At 71.3% G+C, this 17,859-nt stretch carries 14 protein-coding genes; 8 read left to right on the top strand and 6 right to left on the bottom strand.

Translation table 11 applies throughout. The features are described from left to right. Positions 1-41: 41 nt before the first annotated feature. From QOZ89_RS34330 to QOZ89_RS34315, 4 genes are all read right to left on the bottom strand, one after another. Positions 42-1,064, bottom strand: a complete 1,023-nt coding sequence (locus QOZ89_RS34330) for an aldo/keto reductase (protein ID WP_071051896.1) — start codon at positions 1,062-1,064, stop codon at positions 42-44. A 262-nt stretch (positions 1,065-1,326) separates the two neighbouring features. Beyond that, complete coding sequence (locus QOZ89_RS34325; RefSeq protein ID WP_083419456.1) at positions 1,327-1,944, bottom strand: superoxide dismutase family protein; 618 nt, start codon at positions 1,942-1,944, stop codon at positions 1,327-1,329. A gap of 264 nt (positions 1,945-2,208) precedes the next feature. After that, positions 2,209-3,603: an ABC transporter substrate-binding protein gene (locus tag QOZ89_RS34320; RefSeq protein WP_083419457.1), complete on the bottom strand. Its 1,395-nt coding sequence runs from the start codon at positions 3,601-3,603 to the stop codon at positions 2,209-2,211. Between the two features lie 114 nt (positions 3,604-3,717). Further along, positions 3,718-4,782, bottom strand: coding sequence for an NAD(P)H-dependent amine dehydrogenase family protein (locus tag QOZ89_RS34315; protein WP_071051898.1), 1,065 nt, complete (start codon positions 4,780-4,782; stop codon positions 3,718-3,720). Positions 4,783-5,402: 620 nt separating this feature from the next. Here QOZ89_RS34315 and QOZ89_RS34310 point away from each other — a divergent pair. Beyond that, positions 5,403-6,692 (top strand): cytochrome P450, encoded by a 1,290-nt coding sequence (locus QOZ89_RS34310; protein ID WP_071051899.1) that lies wholly within the window; start codon positions 5,403-5,405, stop codon positions 6,690-6,692. 149 nt (positions 6,693-6,841) lie between these two features. Then, on the top strand, positions 6,842-7,447 hold the full coding sequence (locus QOZ89_RS34305) for a TetR/AcrR family transcriptional regulator (RefSeq protein ID WP_071051900.1): 606 nt from the start codon (positions 6,842-6,844) through the stop codon (positions 7,445-7,447). Between the two features lie 126 nt (positions 7,448-7,573). Here QOZ89_RS34305 and QOZ89_RS34300 read toward each other — a convergent pair whose 3' ends face one another. After that, on the bottom strand, positions 7,574-7,768 hold the full coding sequence (locus QOZ89_RS34300) for a DUF4236 domain-containing protein (protein WP_071051901.1): 195 nt from the start codon (positions 7,766-7,768) through the stop codon (positions 7,574-7,576). A 629-nt stretch (positions 7,769-8,397) separates the two neighbouring features. Between QOZ89_RS34300 and QOZ89_RS34295 the strand changes: the two genes are divergently transcribed. The 4 genes from QOZ89_RS34295 to QOZ89_RS34280 all read left to right on the top strand — a co-directional run bounded on the left by QOZ89_RS34295 (position 8,398) and on the right by QOZ89_RS34280 (position 12,471). Next, positions 8,398-9,399 (top strand): ABC transporter substrate-binding protein, encoded by a 1,002-nt coding sequence (locus QOZ89_RS34295; RefSeq protein ID WP_312627939.1) that lies wholly within the window; start codon positions 8,398-8,400, stop codon positions 9,397-9,399. Between the two features lie 2 nt (positions 9,400-9,401). Next, entirely contained in the window at positions 9,402-10,358 is a 957-nt protein-coding gene (locus QOZ89_RS34290) for an ABC transporter permease subunit (RefSeq protein WP_071051903.1), read from the top strand. Continuing rightward, the gene (locus tag QOZ89_RS34285) at positions 10,358-11,149 is read left to right on the top strand and encodes an ABC transporter ATP-binding protein (RefSeq protein ID WP_071051904.1); all 792 of its coding nucleotides are present in this window, start codon (positions 10,358-10,360) and stop codon (positions 11,147-11,149) included. The genes QOZ89_RS34290 and QOZ89_RS34285 overlap by 1 nt, the downstream gene beginning before the upstream one ends. Before the next feature lie 122 nt (positions 11,150-11,271). Beyond that, entirely contained in the window at positions 11,272-12,471 is a 1,200-nt protein-coding gene (locus QOZ89_RS34280; RefSeq protein WP_312627935.1) for an alpha-hydroxy acid oxidase, read from the top strand. 187 nt (positions 12,472-12,658) lie between these two features. Here the strand turns inward: QOZ89_RS34280 and QOZ89_RS34275 are convergent, their stop codons facing one another. Then, positions 12,659-13,291 (bottom strand): TetR/AcrR family transcriptional regulator, encoded by a 633-nt coding sequence (locus QOZ89_RS34275; protein ID WP_312627943.1) that lies wholly within the window; start codon positions 13,289-13,291, stop codon positions 12,659-12,661. A 497-nt stretch (positions 13,292-13,788) separates the two neighbouring features. On the opposite strand from QOZ89_RS34275, the gene QOZ89_RS34270 reads away from it, so the two are divergent. Continuing rightward, the gene (locus tag QOZ89_RS34270) at positions 13,789-15,846 is read left to right on the top strand and encodes an NAD(+) synthase (protein WP_312627933.1); all 2,058 of its coding nucleotides are present in this window, start codon (positions 13,789-13,791) and stop codon (positions 15,844-15,846) included. A 242-nt stretch (positions 15,847-16,088) separates the two neighbouring features. Next, positions 16,089-17,792 carry a glycosyltransferase family 39 protein gene (locus QOZ89_RS34265; RefSeq protein ID WP_071051908.1) on the top strand — a complete coding sequence of 568 codons (1,704 nt, stop codon included), beginning with the start codon at positions 16,089-16,091 and terminating at the stop codon, positions 17,790-17,792. Positions 17,793-17,859: the final 67 nt, after the last annotated feature.

Here is a 17,859-nt window from a genome sequence, read left to right as displayed (position 1 = left end):
CCCGGCCCACGCCATCGCCCGATCCGCGACCAGCCGTGACGTCAGCGGCGACGGAGAGCCGGCTTGGTGAGGGCCGGCGGGATCCACCCGGCGTCCTCCGGGTTGATGGTGACGCCCGGCGGGACGATCTCGTCGATCCGGTCCAGGGCCGCCTCGTCCAGGGTGATGTCGGCTCCGGTGAGCTGGCTTTCCAGATGGTCCATCGTGCGCGGGCCGATGATCGCCGAGGTCACCGCCGGATGGCGCAGCACGAACGCCAGGGCCAGCTCGATGAGCGTGATGCCCACCTCGGCGGCGAGGTCGCCGAACGCGATGGCGGCGTCGACCTTGCGCCGGTTCTCGGGCACGGACAGGTCGAACCTGTTCGGGACCCGGGACGCCCGGGTGCTCGTGACCTCGCCGCCGTCGCGGGTGTAGCGGCCGGACAGGAAGCCGCCGGCGAGCGGGCTCCACGGCAGCACGCCGAGCCCGTACTTCTGGGCCACCGGCAGCAGGTCGGCCTCGATGCCGCGGACGAGCAGCGAGTACGGCGGCTGCTCGGTGACGAACCGCTCGCGGCCTCGGCGCTCGGCCACCCACTGCGCCTCGACCACCTCGTGCGCCGGGAACGTCGAGCTGCCGAAGTAGCGGATCTTGCCGGCGCGGACGAGGTCGGTGAGCGCGCCGAGCGTCTCGTCGATCTCGGTCGACGGGTCGGGCCGGTGCACCTGGTAGAGGTCGATCCAGTCGGTGCCGAGGCGCCGCAGGCTGTTCTCCACCTCGGCGACGATCCAGCGGCGGGAGAGGCCGCGCTGGTTGGGCCCGGGCCCCATCGGCATGTACAGCTTGGTCGCGAGCACGACGTCGTCGCGGCGGCCGGCCAGCGCCTTGCCGACGATCTCCTCCGACTCGCCGGCGGAGTAGACGTCCGCCGTGTCGATGAAGTTGATGCCGGCGTCCAGCGCCCGGTTAATGATCTTTATCGAGTCGTCGTGGTCCTGGTTGCCCCAGGCCCCGAACATCATCGCGCCCAGGCAGAGCGGGGAGACCCGCACGCCGGTGCGACCGAGTACGCGATAGTCCATGTGCGGTAAGCATGTGCCGGCGAGTAACCCGACGCAAACGGGACCGGTTGTCGATCAAGCTGGTCATACGGGCGGGCGGCCGGGCCGCGGGGGGGGGGGGGGGGGCCCCCCCCCCCCCGCCCCCCGCCCCCCCCCCCCCCCCCCCCCCCCCCACCCCCGGGCGCCGGGGGGGCCGGGGGGGCGGGGGGGGGGCGGCCCCCCCCCCCCCCCCCCGCGACCCGGCCGAAGCCGACTGACGACGCCACCGGACCAGCGGTGCCGGCTAGAGGTTCACGCAGGCGAGCCGTGCGCCGGCGGTGCCCGCGTGGCCCGGGTCGGTGGCGGTGTGCTGCGCGTGGATCACGATCGACTTGTGCGGCCGGTCGCTGAAGGTCCAGGGGACGGTGGACTCCACATGGGCCGAGCCGGTCGCGTCCGTGGTGAAGTCCAGCCAGATCTCGTTGCTTGGATTGGCGTAGTCCGGGTTCACCGACGGCTGCTTGGGGTCGACCTTGTTCTGGTAGTGCGGGCCGGCCGCCTCTGGGTTCTCGCCGCACGCGTTGGCGTGCACGTGCGCGCCGAAGTGCTGGTTCGCGGGCAGGCCGCGGACCGTGAGCAGGGTGAGGGTCTGGCCGGTGGTCTGCACCAGCACGACGGCGACATCCGAGTCGACCGGGACGCGCGTCGGGTCGTAGGTGACGGCCTTGGCGCCCGGGCCGTACCGGGTGAACTCGTCGAGCACGACCGTAGGCGGAGCCGACAGGGCGGGCAGGGGCGACGGCGTGGACGTCGCGCCCGGGGTGGAGGCCGCGGGGGAGAGCGAGGTCTGCGCGGCGGCGGCTGGCGGGCTCGTCGAGGAGCCGCAGGCGGCGAGCGCCAGCGGGACGAGTGCGATGATCATGCCGGTCGTGGCGCGTGAGCTTCTCGTACAGCGCATGGAGCGACTCTGTGTCACTCGGACCTAAACGTAAAGTAGGCGCTCGGGCGCACCACGTGGTGGATCACAAATCGTGCGTCCTCGGCCCGGGCACCCGCCGACCCGCGGGGTGGGCGGCGCTGCGGTGGCGGCGGTCGCCGCGTGGAACGACGCGACCGCCTAGAGGGCCAAAGGATGTGCGAAAATGATCTTCCTTCGCGCACCCGGCGGCCGTTGTCCCCAGGATCACTAGTGCTCCAGCCGGTGGCCGCACCAGCGGTCGCGGTTGGCGGGGTCGGCGTTCGGGTCGGGGACGACGTCGTAGCCCGTGCCGGCGGGGTTGACCCGCATGAAGGTGTAGCAGAGGGCCATCTGACCGAAGTCCTTCGTCATGTCGACGGGGCCGGGCAGCAGCCCGCTGGCGTCGAACTTGCTGGCGCGCAGGGTGTCGATGAACTGGGCGCGGGTCGGGCAGGGGCCGGCCTTGTCCAGGCCGGAGAGGAACAGGTCGGTGATGATGTAGGTGACGAAGGCGAGCTCCTGGTCCGGAGGCCGCAGCTCGGGGGCGTACTCGGCCATCGCGTCCAGATAGGTCTGGTGGGCCGGGCCGCCGATCTCGGCGGGAACGTAGGTGACCGCCGCGCTCAGCCCGCCGAGCGTCTGGCCGTACTGGTCGATGAGCGCCTTGTCATAGCCGCTGGGCGCGAGCACGACCTTCACCGGCGCGCCGGCCTCCCGGATACCGCGCATGACCTCGGCCAGGTTGCTGCCGGCGAGTACGGCGATCACCACGTCGGCCTGGGCGGCGCGCAGCTGCTGGCCCAGCTGCATGGGGCTGGTGACGCTCGGGTTGTAGACGAAGCGGCCGGGCACAGTCGGGATGCCCGCGGCCGCCAGGCTGACACTCATCCGCGACCCGATGTCGTTTCCGGTCGACGTGACGTCGCTCTGGATCACGGCCGCCCGGGTACCGCCCTGGGTCTTCGCGTAGTCGCCGAAGGTGGAGACGGACGGGCCGTCCGTGAACAGGTACGTGTAGGCGAACATGTTGCGGTAGCGAGGGTCCGCCCAGAATGCCTCAGCCGCTATCCCCGCCACCGGGATGCCGCGTGCGCGGAGGTAGTCCGCGCCGCCGAAGGCGCTCACGGATGCCTCGACGAGCCCGAAGACGTCCTGCTTCTCGACGAGATCGCGCACGGCCTCCAGGTTCTGGCCGCTCGCGCTGACGTCGTCGCGCCAGGAGTAGACCAGCTTGCGGCCGTGTATCCCGCCGGCCGCGTTCGCCTGCCCGATCCGCGCGAGGAAGCCGCTCATGGACGCGGCGAGCGAACTGGCGACCGCGCCGCTGTCGGGATAGACGAAGCCCAGCCGGATCTCGTCGTCGCTGTATCCGGGCGTGTCGCAGGCCGCGCGGGCGCTGCCGCCCGCGCCGCCGCCGGCCACCGCGCAGCCGGCGGCCAGCGCCGTGACCATCGCGGCGGCGGCCAGCGCCGTGCGCCGTGGCCGGCGATGCCGAGGCCCGCCCCGGTCTTCGCTGCCCTCTGGGCCGCCCGCGGCAGCCGGCGGGCCCGGGCGTCCGTGACGTGGCCGGGCTCGTCGGGGGCTGGGTAACTCGCCTGGCGTCCCCGGGTCGCTGTCGTTCATCGTCGCCTCGATTCGGTGTGCCGACGCTGCTCGAATCTCGAATGAGAGTGCTCACGACAGCGTGGGCACTCCCGCCGCGGGCTCACCCTTCTCGGCGGCCCGCTTCCGCTCCCGTCAGCGCTTCGCCTTCAGCCGCGAGGTGACCGGCGGCAGATCGGCGTAGGTGACGATGCCCGACGGGGCGGCCACGACGGCGGGGATGGCGTTGACGACCGGCATGGCGGTGATCATCGAGCCCATCGCGGACGCGTCCTCGAGCGTGAAGGTGGAGATGTCTGCCGGCAGGACGTCGACGCGCAGGTTGATCTGCGGTGTGCCGCGCACCTCGATGAGGTACGCCATCGCGATGTCCCACGCCGGTTCGAGGTCGGCCGCGACCGTCCAGCGGACCTGCGCCTCGACGACGTCGACGCCGGCGTCGGAGCCGATCCAGCGGACGTCGATACCGGCGACGCTGCCGCGCTTCACGGCCCGGCCGGGGACGTCGGCGTCGCTGGCCGCGTGGGCGAACTGGACCTCGCAGCGGATGTCGTCGAGCGGCAGGCCGAGATGGGCGGCGATCGACTCGACCGCGTCGCCGAACACCGCCGTCGCCTTCTCGATGTCGTCGGCGTGGCCGGGCTCGCCGGCCGGGCTGCCCCAGCCGAGCTCGTCCTGGTTCGCGTCCGCGGCCCAGAGCCCGATGTTGAACGACTCGGTGACCCGGACGTAGTTGACCTCCCGGCACGGTCCCGAGGCCACCGTGGCGATGTACTCGGCGAAGCCGGGGTTGATGCCGCTGCCGAAGAGGCTCGCGTTGCCGGCGAGGGCGGCCTTCTGCAGCGCGGCGCGCGTCTCGGGCCCGTAGGCACGGCCGGTGATGAATCCGGCGGTGGAGACGACGTTGACGCCGGCACCGAGCAGACGGGTCAGATGATCCACGTCCGGGTGCAACGGCATGTAGACGACACAGTCGGGCTGTAAGGCGATGATGGCCTCGATGTCGTCGGTGGCGGCGACACCGAGGGTACGTCCGAGTTCTGTGAGGTCACCGACGTCCTGGCCGACCTTCTCCTTGCTGAAGGCATAGACACCGACGAGCTCGAGGTCCGGGCGTTCGACGATCGCCTTGACGGCCTCGCGAGCCACCTTTCCCGTCGTCCATTGCACGATCCGCAGGGGAGGTCCGGCCATCGTCATGAATCTTCTCCTCTGCCGCGAGGGGGACGGCGTTGGTACTCGGTTTAGAAACGTCGGACCGCCGCGCTGTTGACTCTGAGGCCCGACCATGACGGCCTCAGCCAACGCCATCTTGGGCGGTCGCCCAATTTGCTCGCCCGGTGTCTAACACATGTCCACCGGGTCGGCAAGCCCGACCGTTGCGAACCGCGATCGCATTCCCGTTCGGCCGGGTGGAAGCGACGGCGGCCGCGGTGGGCGGGAGTCATGGCGAGTCGGTGGCGCCGGCCTCATCGCCGGCTGCGCCAGATCTTCGCACGCGGCCGCATGTTGCTGCACCCGGTGCCATGGATAGGGCCGGCGCGGCGCTCGCCGCTGGCCCGGGGCGGCCCGATGCGCGTCGGCGCGGTCGGGTGGTCGTTCACCACCTCCGCGCGCTGACCTGGGTCTTCCATCGGTCCATCTCGCGCGGGCTGGCTCGGGGGGACGGAGTCCATGGCTGAGCCGTGGGGTGAGAGTAGTGATTCCGGGCGCTGCTTGCGGGCCGGGCTGGGCGTGTGCTAAAAATTCGTCAATCGCAGTTTTGGCGACCGCCCAAGACCCCTGGATATCGCGTGTCCGAAGCCTGGAAGGCGGCTGGGATGACCGACTGGACCACCATCGACTTCTTCAACGACGAGTCGCTTGTCGAAGACCCGTACTCCTACTTCGACGACCTGCGCGCGGCGTGCCCGGTGCTCCCGCTGCCCCACCTCGGCGTGGTGGCCGTTACGGGTTATGACGAGGCGCACGAGGTGTACCGCGACGTCGACACGTTCTCGTCGTGCAACTCGGTGATCGGTCCGTTCGCGACGTTCCCGGTGCCGCTTGAGGGCGACGACGTCGGTGAGATCATCGACCGTTACCGGGACCAGATCCCGATGAACGAGCACATGGTCACCATGGACCCACCGATGCACACCCGCGAGCGGGCGCTGGTGATGCGGATGCTCACGCCGAAACGGCTGCAGGAGAACGAGAGTTTCATCTGGCGGCTCGCCGGTCTGCAACTGGACGAGTTTCTCGCGGACGGTCGGTGCGAGTTCATCCGCGCGTTCGCGCAGCCGTTCGCGATGCTGACGGTGGCGGACGTGCTGGGCGTGCCCGAGGCCGACCACGAGCGGTTCCGGGTGGGCTTTGGCCTGTCCGCGAGCCCGGGGCAGGTTGGCGCAGGCGGCTCGCGGGACGGGGAGCTGAACGCGCTCGGGTGGCTGGACAGCTGGTTCGCCGAGTACATCAAGGACCGGCGGCGCGACCCGCGGGGCGACGTGTTGACGCAGATGGCGGCGGCGACCTACCCGGACGGGAGCGTCCCAGAGGTGACCGCGGTCGTCCGGGCCGCCACGTTCCTGTTCGCCGCCGGGCAGGAGACCACCGCGCGGCTGCTCGGGGCGGTGCTGAAATACCTGGCCGAGCACCCCGACGTCCAGGACGAGCTTCGGGAGCACCCGGAGCTCATCCCGGACCTCATCGAGGAGACGCTGCGCATCGAGAGCCCGGTGAAGACCGACTTCCGCCTCGCCCGGCGCGCCACGACCATCGGCGGCGTCGATGTGGCGGCGGGGACGCCGGTCATGCTGCTCAACGGCGCCGCCAACCGCGATCCCCGGCAGTTCGAATGCCCGGCCGAGTTCCGAGTCGACCGTAAGAACGTCCGCCAGCACATCGCATTCGGCAGGGGAGTCCACTCCTGCCCCGGCGGCCCGCTGGCCCGCGTCGAAGGCCGCATCAGCCTCGAACGCATCCTCGCCCGCACCCGAGACATCCGGCTGTCCGAGGAGCACCACGGCCCGGCCGAGGCGCGGCGCTTCAAGTACGAGCCGACCTGGATACTGCGCGGCCTGACCGAGCTCCACCTGGAGTTCACCCCCGTCGAGGGCGGCGCCCGATGAGCCGGATCGCCGTCCTCACCAGCGGTGCCCGGGGCCTCCGTCCCGGCCGTTCCGGTCACCATGGTGATCGACGGGTGCTGATAATCTGACCGGCACGACACGGTGTGAACCGTGCGGAACTAGCCGTCGCACCGCGATATGAAGGACAGATGGTAAGCCAGGGTCGGACTGCTTCAGCGGAGTCGGGGAGGCGTGAGCAGCTGCTCGACGCCGCGGAGCGGTTGCTGCTGGAGGAAGGTTACGCGTCCGTCACCTCGCGCCGGGTCGGCGCGCGGGCTGGCCTCACACCCCAGTTGGTGCATTACTACTTCCAGACGATGGACGACCTGTTTCTGCAGGTGTTCCGGCGGCGCGCGGACGTGGGCCTGGAGCTCCTGCGGGAGGTGCTCGGTTCCCGGCCGACACTGCGGCAGCTCTGGGAGCTGCGCGACACCGGCGTGACGAACTCCAGGTTCAACATGGAGTTCATGGCTCTGGCCAACCACCGCAAGGCGATCCGGTCCGCGATCATCGACTACTACCAGCGTTATCGCCAGCTCCAGCTCGACGCGTTCACGGTCGCGCTCACCGACCTCGGAGTTCCACCTGAACGGTGCCCGCCACTGGTCGCGCAGGTGGCGATGATAGGCATGACCCAGATCATGACAATCGACGTCGATCTGGGTATCGCCGCCGACTACGAGGCCGTCGACGCCTTCATCCGTGCCCAGATCGAAGAACTCGCCAGCGGGCGGCCGCGGCCCCGTCACGCCTGATACGGAGAGCGGCCGGCGTGTTTTTCTCTCCCCGGGAGGACGGCGCGGGGCCGGTTACGAGCGCCGGCCGGCGGGCGGGCGTGCCCTGGGTTACGGGCCACGCCCACCGGCCGGCGGTGATGATCGTTATCGGCGGGAGCTTTCGCGCCGGTAGGAGAACGGGCCGGGAAGGTCGACGCTGGACAGGCCGCGCCGGCGGTTCTTCGACCAGACCCGCCAGGAGACACGTCCGAGTTTGAGCGTGACCGATGACACCCCGTTCTCGCTCACGTTCACGTGAAAAGGACCGTAGTGGGGGCGGCGGGTATAGCGCAGGCCCATGTCAGCGCTCCAGAACATACAAGGATGTGCTCCGAGAGGAACACCGCGCCGGCCGTCGGCGACGATGATCCTCGGGTTCCCCGCTTTCGCCGCGTTAACCCTTTGGGCGGCCATCCGGTTGCCACGGCCCGCCGGATCGTTTCCCGAGGAGCGTTCCAGTGCGGCGCGTCACTGGGGGAGAGGTCGTGGCGGCCGGGTGACAACGTGTCGACCGTCGGTGACCACCCGCCGCCGGTGCCGTCGGCCGACTGGCGACTGGCGACTGGCGACTGACACGGTCGGGCCGGCGACTGTGGCCGCGTCCATTGCCGCGGCCGCGTGGCCCGTTGGCGTGATCGCCGTTTGCGCCCTCTGGTGGTCGCGAAGGGGCTGCGGATATGACCCGCAGAGGGCAGAAATCGTGATCATGCCAGGCGGCGGAACGAGGTCAACCTTGCCGGGGTTGGCAATGATCCCCCCGCTCATTGCGTAATGGGGGAGAAGCTATCGGTGGGCGACGAGGTAGTAGACCCGAGATATAGGCACCCTATGTGAGCAGGTCGTTACGCAAGCGCTCATAGATCTTCATTCCCGAGAAACATAGCGCTCCGACTCTGACTTGAGAAGAACTTCTCAGATCTGGAGGTGGGATGAAGATCAGAACGTCGCGCCGCCGCTGGGCGGCGGGCGCGCTTCTCGGCGTGATCGGCATGATCGGCGTGAGCGCCGCCGCGGGCTGCGGAAGCTCGCCCGGACCGGAGAGCTCGTCGGCCCCGGGCTCGGCGGCGGTCAAGGTCAGCATCTTCGAGGTCGCTCAGGCCGACGTCGTCACCACGCTGGAGACGGCGTTCAAGAAGGAGCTCGCGGCGAGGCTCGCCGGCCGGCCGGTCAGCTTCGACGTCACCAACGCGAACGGCGATCCGTCGCTGATCCAGAGCATCGCCCGCAACCTGGCCCGGTCCGACGCCTCGCTGATCGCGGTGATCGGTACCCCGGCCGTCATCGCCATGGCCCAGCAGGACAAGACCCATCCGATCATCGCGCTCGCGATGGGCGACCCGGTGGGCGGCAAGGTCGCGGACAGCCTCGACCACCCGGGGCACAACGTCACCGGCACCATCGACTTCGTCGATCCGGCCAAGCTGCTCGACGAACTGGCCAAGGTGACCCCACAGCCCCGGCGGATCGGAACGATCTACGACCCGTCGAACGAGAACAGCCAGGTCTGGGTGGCCCAGCTGCGGGCGGCGACCAAGGCGCGGCCCGGGATGTCACTGGTCGAGGCGACCGTGGCCGGCGCCGGCGACGTGCAGAGCGCCGCCCGCTCCCTCATCGGCCGGACCGACACGATCCTCGTCGGGCCCGATGCGGCCGTGGCCTCGGGAGTCGCCGCGGTCGGCGCGGTCGCCCTGTCGAACAAGATCCCGCTGTACCTGACCTCGGGCGACGCGGCGACCACCGGGGTGCTCGCCACCCTCGGCCCGAGCTACGCCGATCTCGGCGCCGCGTCGGCCGGCGTCGCCTCGATGGTCCTCGACGGGGCCAAGCCGGCCGACACCCCGTTCGGCCGGCCGGGTGCGCTCGAATGGGGCGTCAACCGCTCGACGCTGGGCACGCTCGGCGTGGCCCTCCCGCCCGCGGCGATGGGGTAGCCATGCGGTACCTCCTCACCGACACCCTGATCGCGGGCCTTCCGCTGCTGCCGGTCGTCATGGGCATCTACCTGGTGGTCCGCATCCGCCAGGACTTCGACCTCACCGTCGACGGCAGCTTCACCCTCGGCGGCGCGCTCACCGCCCTGCTGCTGGGCCACGGCGTCGGTGTGCCGCTGGCGATGCTGGCCGCCGTGGCCGGGGCGGCCGTGGCCGGGCTGGTGACCACCGGGCTGCATCTGGCGCTGCGGATTCCGGTCATCCTGGCCGGTCTGGTCATGAGCATCGGGATGACGACGCTGAACCTGCGCGTCCTGGGCCGGCCGTCGATCAGCCTGGGCGACGGCGGCACCCTGTTCAGCGGGCTGGCTGGCCTCGCTCCGGGCGTCCGGGACTGGCTCACCATCGCCATCCTCGCCGCGTTCGCCAGCGTGTTCCTGGCCGCGGTCGGATACCTGCTGCTGACCGAGATCGGCCTGGCGCTGCGGGCCACCGGGGTCAACGCCCGGATGGCCCGGGCCCAGGGCGTCGACGACCGGCGCTCGCTCGCGCTGTGCCTGGCGTTGGCCAACGCCAGCGCAGGGCTGTCCGGCGCGCTGACGGTGCAGTCCCAGGGCTTCGCCGACTCCGCGACCGGCACCGGCACGCTGCTGGCCGGCGTCGGCGCGGTGATGCTGGGCGAGCTGATTGCCCGGCCGGGCGGGGCGTCCCGGGTCGGCCGGGTGCTCGTCGCCGTGGCCGTCGGCACACTGCTGTACCGGCTGGTCCTGGTCGGCGCGCTGCGCGCCGGGCTGCAGGCGACCGACCTGGCCGGCATCACCGCGCTCACCCTGGTCGCGGCGGTCGCGCTCAACCGCTACCTGCCCGAGCTCGGTCGGTCGCTCGGCCGGGTCGGCACGGCCGCCCGCCACCCCCGTGGCGCCCTGGAGGCCTCGGCGACGGCGAAGGAGGCGGGCTGATGCTGCGACTGGACGGCGTCCGCCTGGTGCACAACCCGGGTACCCCGACCGAGGTCGTCGCGCTCGACCACGTCGACCTGGAAATCCCAGCCGGTCAGTTCGTCACCGTCGTCGGCAGCAACGGCGCCGGCAAGAGCAGCCTGGTGGGCGTGGTGGCCGGAGCGCACCGGCCGAGCCGCGGCCGGGTGCTGCTCGACGGGCGGGACGTGACCCGGCTGCCCGACCACGCCCGCGCCGCGGCGGTCGCGAGGGTGTTCGACGACCCACTCGCCGGCACCGCGCCCGAACTCTCCCTGGCCGACAACCTGGCGCTTGCCGGCGCCCGCGGGCGCCGGCGCCGGCTGCTGCCCGCCATCACCCGCGGCCGGCGGGCGGCGATGCGCGACGACCTCGCCATGCTCGGCCTGGGCCTGGAACGACGCCTCGCGGACCCGGTCGCGCTCCTGTCCGCCGGACAGCGCCAGAGCGTGACCATGCTGATGGCCGGACTGCGCCAGCCCCGGCTGCTGCTGCTCGACGAGCACCTGGCGGCGTTGGACCCCCGGACCCGAGACCGGGTGCTCGACCTCACGGTCCGGACGCATCAGCGGCTGGGCTGCGCGTCGCTGATGATCACGCACAGCATGCGGCACGCGATCGAGGTGGGTGACCGGCTGCTGGTGATGGCCCGGGGCGGCGTCGTCTACGACGTCGCCGGCCAGCGGAAGGCGGCGCTGACGCCGGCCGGCCTGGTCGACATCATCTCCGGGCTCGGAGACGCGCCGTCGGACCGCCAGCTGCTCGCCGGCTGACCCGGCTCGCCGACGTCGGTGCCCCCGGGAACAGGGGATCTTCGGGGGCCTGTGGACGCGCGGCGCGCCAGGAGCGGCCGCCCACGGTCCCGTCAGCTGATCAGAAAGGAGTGGAGTGACCCGTGACAGCCGCTGACGCCTCGGCCCCGGCCGGAGCCACGCGGTCCGGCGCCTCGCCGGCCGCGGCCACGCAGGCCGAGCCGGGCACGGACCCGTTCGTCTCCTTCACCTCGTCCGACCGGTTCGCCACGGTCGGGGAGATCTACGAGGCGGCCCGCCGCGCGCTGCCCCCGCCGGTCTGGGACTTTCTCGACGGCGGCTCGGGCGGCGAGCAGACGCTGCGGGCGAACCTGTCGTCGTTCGAGCGCTGGTCGGTGCTGCCCCGGCTGATGACCGGCGCGGGCGAGCCGGACCTGGCCAGGAGCTTCCTCGGCATCGAGCTGTCGATGCCGGTAATGACGAGCCCTTTCGGCGCCGACCGGCTGCTGCACCGGGACGGCCACCTCGCCGTCGCCCGGGCGAACGCCAAGGCCGGGGTGGCCTCGATCGTCCCGGAGGCCGGCTCGTACTCCTGGGAGGAGGTGACGATGGCGGCCCCGGGCGCGGCCCGGATCGCCCAGCTGCACCCGATGGGCAACCCGGCGAACTTCGCCGCGATGCTGCGGCGGGCCGCCGACCTGGGCTTCTCCGCCCTCTGCCTCACCCTGGACTGCCCGACCGCCGGCTGGCGGGAGCGCAACATGCGCAACCGGTTCGACGTCGACGTCGACGTGGTCAGCGGCAACTACCCGCACGCCGGCCCGGCCGACCTGGCCGACACCCTCGGCCAGCTGTTCGTCCGCCGGGAGCCGATCTGGACCTGGGACGAGCTGGCCGGGCGGATGGCCGGCTCGCCGCTGCCCTGGCTCGCCAAGGGCATCCTCACCGGCGCCGACGCCGTGGCGGCCGCGCGGGCCGGCGCCGCCGGGATACTGGTGAGCAACCACGGCGGCCGCCAGCTCGACGCGGTGCCGGCGGCGCTCGACCAGCTCCCGGAGATCGTGGCGGCGCTCGGCGGGCGGGTGCCGGTCGCGCTGGACTCGGGGGTCCGCCGGGGCGGGGACGTCGTCAAGGCGCTGGCGCTCGGCGCGGATGTCGTGGTCATCGGCCGGGCGGCGGCCATGGCGCTGGCCGCCGGCGGTGAGGAGGGAGTCGGACGGCTGCTCGAGCTGTTCCGCGAGGAGATCTCGACGACGGTCAAGCTCCTGGGCGCGACCGGCGTCGACGGGCTGACCAGCGAGATGATCACGTCGGCCGCGGGGCGCGCGGTGCCGGGCTGGTAGGCGGCACGGCGGCCGGGACCGGGGCGGGGGGGGGGGGGGGCCGGGGGGGGGGGGCGGCGCGGGGGGGCCCCCAGCCCCCCCCGGCGCCAAGAAGACGGGGGCGCGGGGGGCGGCGCGGGGGGCGGGGGGGCCGGGGGCGGGGGGGCGCCGCCGGCCGGGCCGCCTGACCAGCCGCCTGGATCCCGATTCAGCCGATGATCCCGGCTGGCCGGCCGAGGGCGCGCAGGACACTACCGGTCAGCTCCGTCGCGATCCGCTCGGCCGGCCAGCCCAGGCTGTCGTGCAGGTCGACGACCACCCGCTCGTCGAACACGGTGACCCAGAGGAGCACCCCGTATTCGGCGGAGGTGGGAGGGATGCCCCCGGCGTCGGTCAGCGCGGCCAGCATCGGCGCGAGCGCGCCGAACAGCCGTGCGATCATCGGGTCGCCCGTGCGCAGCCGTTGCAGGAAGCCACGGTAGGACCGGACGTGTACCACGGCCGGGCCCCAGCCCACGGCTTCCTGGACCCACAGCTCACACACGTCGACGAACCGGCGCAGCGCGTCCGGCCCGGCCGGCACAGCTTCCATGCGGGTGACCAGGCGCTCGACGAGCTGCGTGTAGTAGGCGTCGAGGGCCGCGTCGACGTCCGGGAAATGCCGGTAGGCGGTGGCTGTCGACACGCCGGCCTCGGCCGCCAGCTCGATCAGGCTGAAACGCCCGCCCTGCTTCGCGAGCAATCTTTCGGCTGCTTCCAGGAGATCCCGCCGGCTGGCCAGGAAATCCCGGCGAATCCGGCGGCCCCGTGGTTCCTCGGCACGGGCCGAACTGCTCGCCATGGACACGGCGAATTATCCTTCCCGTCGCTCGGGATCCGCCTGGTGAGGCGGGCTGTTGGTAAATAGTAACATGCCGCCAATGAAGGCCGATATTTCTTCGCATAACCTGGGCGGCCACCGCCCGCGCCGCGAATACAAATTCGGCGCCGGTGGGCCATTCGGCGCTTTCCTGATTGATTCTGGCGCGAGAGGCCAAGAGGCCAGTGATTCGACGGGAGCGAGTTCCTGAACGCCCGGCATTGATCGCCGTTGCTGCCCTCTGGTGGTCGTCAACGAGATCGGATCGCGGCCACCGCGGGGCACGATTGGCGATCAAGCCACCGCCGGCATCCGCTCCGCTTCAAGATCAGCTGGCGGACTCGTGGCCGCCCTGGACGATTCGCCGGCCACACCAGCAGCTGACCGGCGGGCCAGACTCGCGAGGATAGAGGTGAGCCGGCCAGGCCGCCAGCTGCTCGGGCACTCGGGCCGGACCCGTGACACCACCTGGAGATGATGTGAGTCAGCGCGCGTTTGGGGCCATCCACAGCCATGGGCTGGTCCGGGTCGCGGCGGCGACCCCGCTGGTCGCGACCGCCGACCCGGCGCGCAACGCGGACGCGACGATCATGCTGGCCCGCGAGGCGGACGCGGACGGCGTCGATGTCGTCGTCTACCCGGAGCTCGGCCTGTCCTCCTACGCGATCGACGACCTGCACCTGCAGGACGCGCTGCTGGACGCCGTCGAGGACGCGGTGGCGCAGGTGCGCGACGCCTCCCGGGGCCTCGCCCCGCTGCTGCTCGTCGGCGCGCCGCTGCGCCGGCGCGGCCGGCTGTACAACACCGCGCTGGCGATCTCGCACGGCCGTGTCCTCGGGGCGGTGCCGAAGACGTTCCTGCCCAACTACCGGGAGTATTACGAGAAGCGCTGGTTCGCGCCCGGCGCCGGCGTCGTCGGCGAGGAGATCTCGGTCGCCGGCCAGACGGTGCCCTTCGGGACCGACCTGATCTTCGCGGCGACGGACCTGCGCGAGTTGGTGGTCGGCATCGAGATCTGCGAGGACTACTGGGGCCCCATCCCGCCGTCGTCCTACCAGGCGATGGCCGGCGCCACGCTGCTCGCCAACCTCTCGGCGTCGAACATCGTGGTGGGCAAGTCCGCGGAGCGCGCCCTGCTGTCCGCGGCCCAGTCGGCCAGGGCGATGGCGGCCTACGTCTACTCGGCGGCGGGCACCGGCGAGAGCACCACCGACCTGTCGTGGGACGGCCAGGGCACGATCCACGAGCTCGGGGACCTGCTCGCCGAGTCCGAACGGTTTGCCGAGACACCGCAACTGCTGGTCGCCGATGTCGACCTCGCGCGGGTACGGCTGGAGCGGATGCGCACCCCGACGTTCAACGACAACGCGATCCATGCGGACCACCCCGAGCGCCGGTTCCGGACCGTCGAGTTCGAGCACCGGCCGCACCGGCTTGATGTCGGGCTGAAGCGCCGGCAGCGTCGCTTTCCCTACGTCCCCGACACAGCCGAACGGCTCGACCTCGACTGCTATGAGGCGTTCAACATCCAGGTACACGGCCTCGCCCGGCGTTTCCGGTCGACGGGCGGGAAGACGATGGTGATCGGGGTCTCCGGCGGCCTCGACTCCACGCACGCGCTGATCGTCGCGGCGAAGGCCTGCGACCGGCTCGGGATCCCGCGCTCGTCCATCCTCGCGTTCACCCTGCCCGGCTTCGCCACGGGGGAGAAGACCAAGGCCAACGCCTGGGCGCTGATGCGCGCGCTCGGCGTCGAGGCGGCGGAGATCGACATCCGCCCCGCGGCCCGCCAGATGCTCACCGACCTGGGGCACCCGGCCGCCGCGGGCGAGCCCGTGTACGACGTGACCTTCGAGAACGTCCAGGCTGGCCTGCGTACCGACTACCTGTTCCGGCTGGCGAACCAGCGCGGCGGGTTCGTGATCGGCACCGGCGATCTCAGCGAACTGGCGCTCGGCTGGTGCACCTACGGCGTCGGCGACCAGATGAGCCACTACGCCGTCAACGCGGGCGTGCCCAAGACGCTCATCCAGTACCTCATCCGCTGGACCATCGTCTCCGGGCAGTTCGACGAGGCGACCGGACACCTGCTTGACGAGATCGTCGGTACGGAGATCTCACCCGAACTGGTACCCGCCGACGAGGAGACGGGCGCGATGCAGAGTACAGAGGACCGCATCGGCCCCTACGAGCTGCACGACTTCTTCCTCTACCACATCCTGCGCTACGGGCTGCCGCCGTCGAAGGTCGCGTTCCTGGCCTGGCATGCGTGGCGCGACGCCGACGCCGGCCGCTGGCCGGCCGGCTTCCCTGAGGACCGCCGGCACGCCTACGACCTGCCGACGATCACACACTGGCTGGAGGATTTCCTCCAGCGCTTCTTCCAGCTTTCCCAGTTCAAGCGCTCCGCGCTGCCCAACGGCCCCAAGGTGACCTATGGCGGCACGCTGTCGCCGCGAGGCGACTGGCGCGCTCCCTCCGACGGGAACGCCACCGTGTGGTTGGCGGAGCTGCGACGCAACGGCCCGAAGTTCTAAAGTCTGGGCGGCGGGACTGTCTCATCCTGGGGTACTTTGGCTGCCACAGGTTCGGAGGAGGGCCAGATTGACCACCGTCGGCGCCCGTCGCGGGGTTCTTTGAAGACCGATCCGGTCACGGATGAGGCGATCCCGCGGGCCGCGTGCCTTCCCGGGATGCCGGAGAAAGACCTCGCGGCCGACGCGGTCCGGGTTCGTCTCGGATGCCGCGGCTGGCGGCGGGGCCGCGGCGGAATTCCCTCATGACAGCCACCGAGCCTGACCGGGTACAGACGGTCGGCAGTATCCGCGACCGGCGCCGCTGGCGGCCGCGACTCGTCGTTGATGCCCGCCTGGGGCTGGCAGCCGGGCTGGTGGCTGTGCTGGCCGTTCAGGCGGCGATCTCGCTGAGCCTCTCGGCCACCGGTCTCTCGGCCACCGCCTTTGAGGATGAGGCGCTCTACCTCCACGCCGGTCGGCAGATCCTGAACTCCTGGATTCACGGAGGACCGGGCTACGACGACTTCGCCAGCTACTTCTCAGGCTCCCCGTACATCTACCCACCGCTCGGCGCCCTGGCGGACGGCGCCGGCGGGCTCGCCGGCGCGCGGTTGCTCAGCCTGGTCTTCGCTCTGGTCACCACGGTCCTCGTCGCGACGGTAGGCCGCTCACTGTTCAACCGGGCCGCGGGCGTGGCCGGGGCCGCGGCGTTCGTCTGCGGGGGACCGGTCCTCTTCCTCGGTGGATTCGCCACCTACGACGCGATGGCGCTCATGCTCCTGGTCGGCGGCCTGGCCGTCGGGCTCCGGGCCGCGGCCGCGGAACGGACCAGGACCGCGCTGCTGCTCGCATCCGTCGCGGGCATCCTTCTCGGCGGGGCCGTCGCGACGAAATACATGGTCGCGTTGTTCGTCCCTTCCATCTGTCTGATCGTGCTCACCATGACCGTTCGGACGTCGAGATCGCCGTCGGACCGGGGCGCGGAAGCCTCCGGAACGCCGTTTCCGGCGCCGCGGCCGCCAGCCGCGCGCGCGTCGGCAACCGGTAGCCACCGGAGGCCGACACGGCGAGCACGCGGCCGGGAGTTCCGGCTGTCGGTGCGGCTGGCCGGGCTCGCCCTCGGCGGCACCGTCGGAGCGGCGGCCGTTGCCGGCGTATGGCTGGGGCTCACCGGCACCAGGCAGCTCTCCGGCATGATGATGACCACCATCTCCCGCACGCCATTCGTTACCACGGGCCGGCTCGACGTATTCGAGCACGGTCTCCGGTGGGCGGCGCCGACCCTGCTGGTGGCCGTCCTGGCGGTTCCGCTGGTCGGGCGCCAGCGGCCGGCGCTGACCGGCCTGCTACTCATCACCTCTCTTCTCCCGATCATCTTCCAGGCGCGGTCTGGTGAGCTGACATCGCTGCACAAGCATGTGGCCTTCGGCCTTGCCTTCGCGGCCCCGCTGGCCGGCGCCGGGCTGGCGAGCGCGGTCACGTGGCTCAGCGCTCGCAACTCCGGGAGGATGCTGAAACCCGGCATTCTCCTGGCGTCGGCGGCCGGTCTCGTGCTGCTGTACAGCGGCGCACGGACCGCGCACGATCTGTTCGGCCAGTGGGCGGACAGCCGCCCCCTTGTCGCGTTCCTCAGGACCCAGGTCGGCAATCCCTCGGACCATTATCTGGTCGAGGAGTCGGAAGTACCGCGTTACTACCTGGAGGACCGGACGGCGTCCGGTCAGTGGGACAACACGTACTACCTCTACTACGTGGACCCGCGTACAAAAGCAGCAATCCCCGGTGTGGGCGCCTACCGCGCGGCCCTCACCGATCGCTACTTCGAGATCGTCGTACTGCGCTACGGTCCTACCGCGGCGCTCGACCGACAGATCCGCGACATCCTCGATGACACGACGAGATATCGCCAGATCGCGCAGGTACCAGATGCCAGCGGTTGGACCATCTGGCGCCGGGTCGCCCCCTGACCTTGCTCTGATCTCGCCCTGACCCTTGCCGGCGTACGCCGAGATTGGCCGAAGGCAGCAGAGGGTC

This window comes from Pseudofrankia coriaricola, assembly GCF_032027725.1.
In the GTDB taxonomy this organism is placed as follows: Bacteria; Actinomycetota; Actinomycetes; order Frankiales; family Frankiaceae; genus Pseudofrankia.
The sequence above is the reverse complement of the archived record's forward strand: the minus strand, read 5'-3'. Positions and strand labels throughout refer to the sequence as shown.

Coding starts and splice junctions, on each gene's coding strand:
- QOZ89_RS34265 (WP_071051908.1), top strand. CDS start 16,089: ATGACAGCCACCGAGCCTGACCGGGTACAGACGGTCGGCAGTATCCGC.
- QOZ89_RS34275 (WP_312627943.1), bottom strand. CDS start 13,291: ATGGCGAGCAGTTCGGCCCGTGCCGAGGAACCACGGGGCCGCCGGATT.
- QOZ89_RS34285 (WP_071051904.1), top strand. CDS start 10,358: ATGCTGCGACTGGACGGCGTCCGCCTGGTGCACAACCCGGGTACCCCG.
- QOZ89_RS34320 (WP_083419457.1), bottom strand. CDS start 3,603: ATGAACGACAGCGACCCGGGGACGCCAGGCGAGTTACCCAGCCCCCGA.
- QOZ89_RS34290 (WP_071051903.1), top strand. CDS start 9,402: ATGCGGTACCTCCTCACCGACACCCTGATCGCGGGCCTTCCGCTGCTG.
- QOZ89_RS34315 (WP_071051898.1), bottom strand. CDS start 4,782: ATGACGATGGCCGGACCTCCCCTGCGGATCGTGCAATGGACGACGGGA.
- QOZ89_RS34330 (WP_071051896.1), bottom strand. CDS start 1,064: ATGGACTATCGCGTACTCGGTCGCACCGGCGTGCGGGTCTCCCCGCTC.
- QOZ89_RS34300 (WP_071051901.1), bottom strand. CDS start 7,768: ATGGGCCTGCGCTATACCCGCCGCCCCCACTACGGTCCTTTTCACGTG.
- QOZ89_RS34305 (WP_071051900.1), top strand. CDS start 6,842: ATGGTAAGCCAGGGTCGGACTGCTTCAGCGGAGTCGGGGAGGCGTGAG.
- QOZ89_RS34325 (WP_083419456.1), bottom strand. CDS start 1,944: ATGATCATCGCACTCGTCCCGCTGGCGCTCGCCGCCTGCGGCTCCTCG.
- QOZ89_RS34295 (WP_312627939.1), top strand. CDS start 8,398: ATGAAGATCAGAACGTCGCGCCGCCGCTGGGCGGCGGGCGCGCTTCTC.
- QOZ89_RS34310 (WP_071051899.1), top strand. CDS start 5,403: ATGACCGACTGGACCACCATCGACTTCTTCAACGACGAGTCGCTTGTC.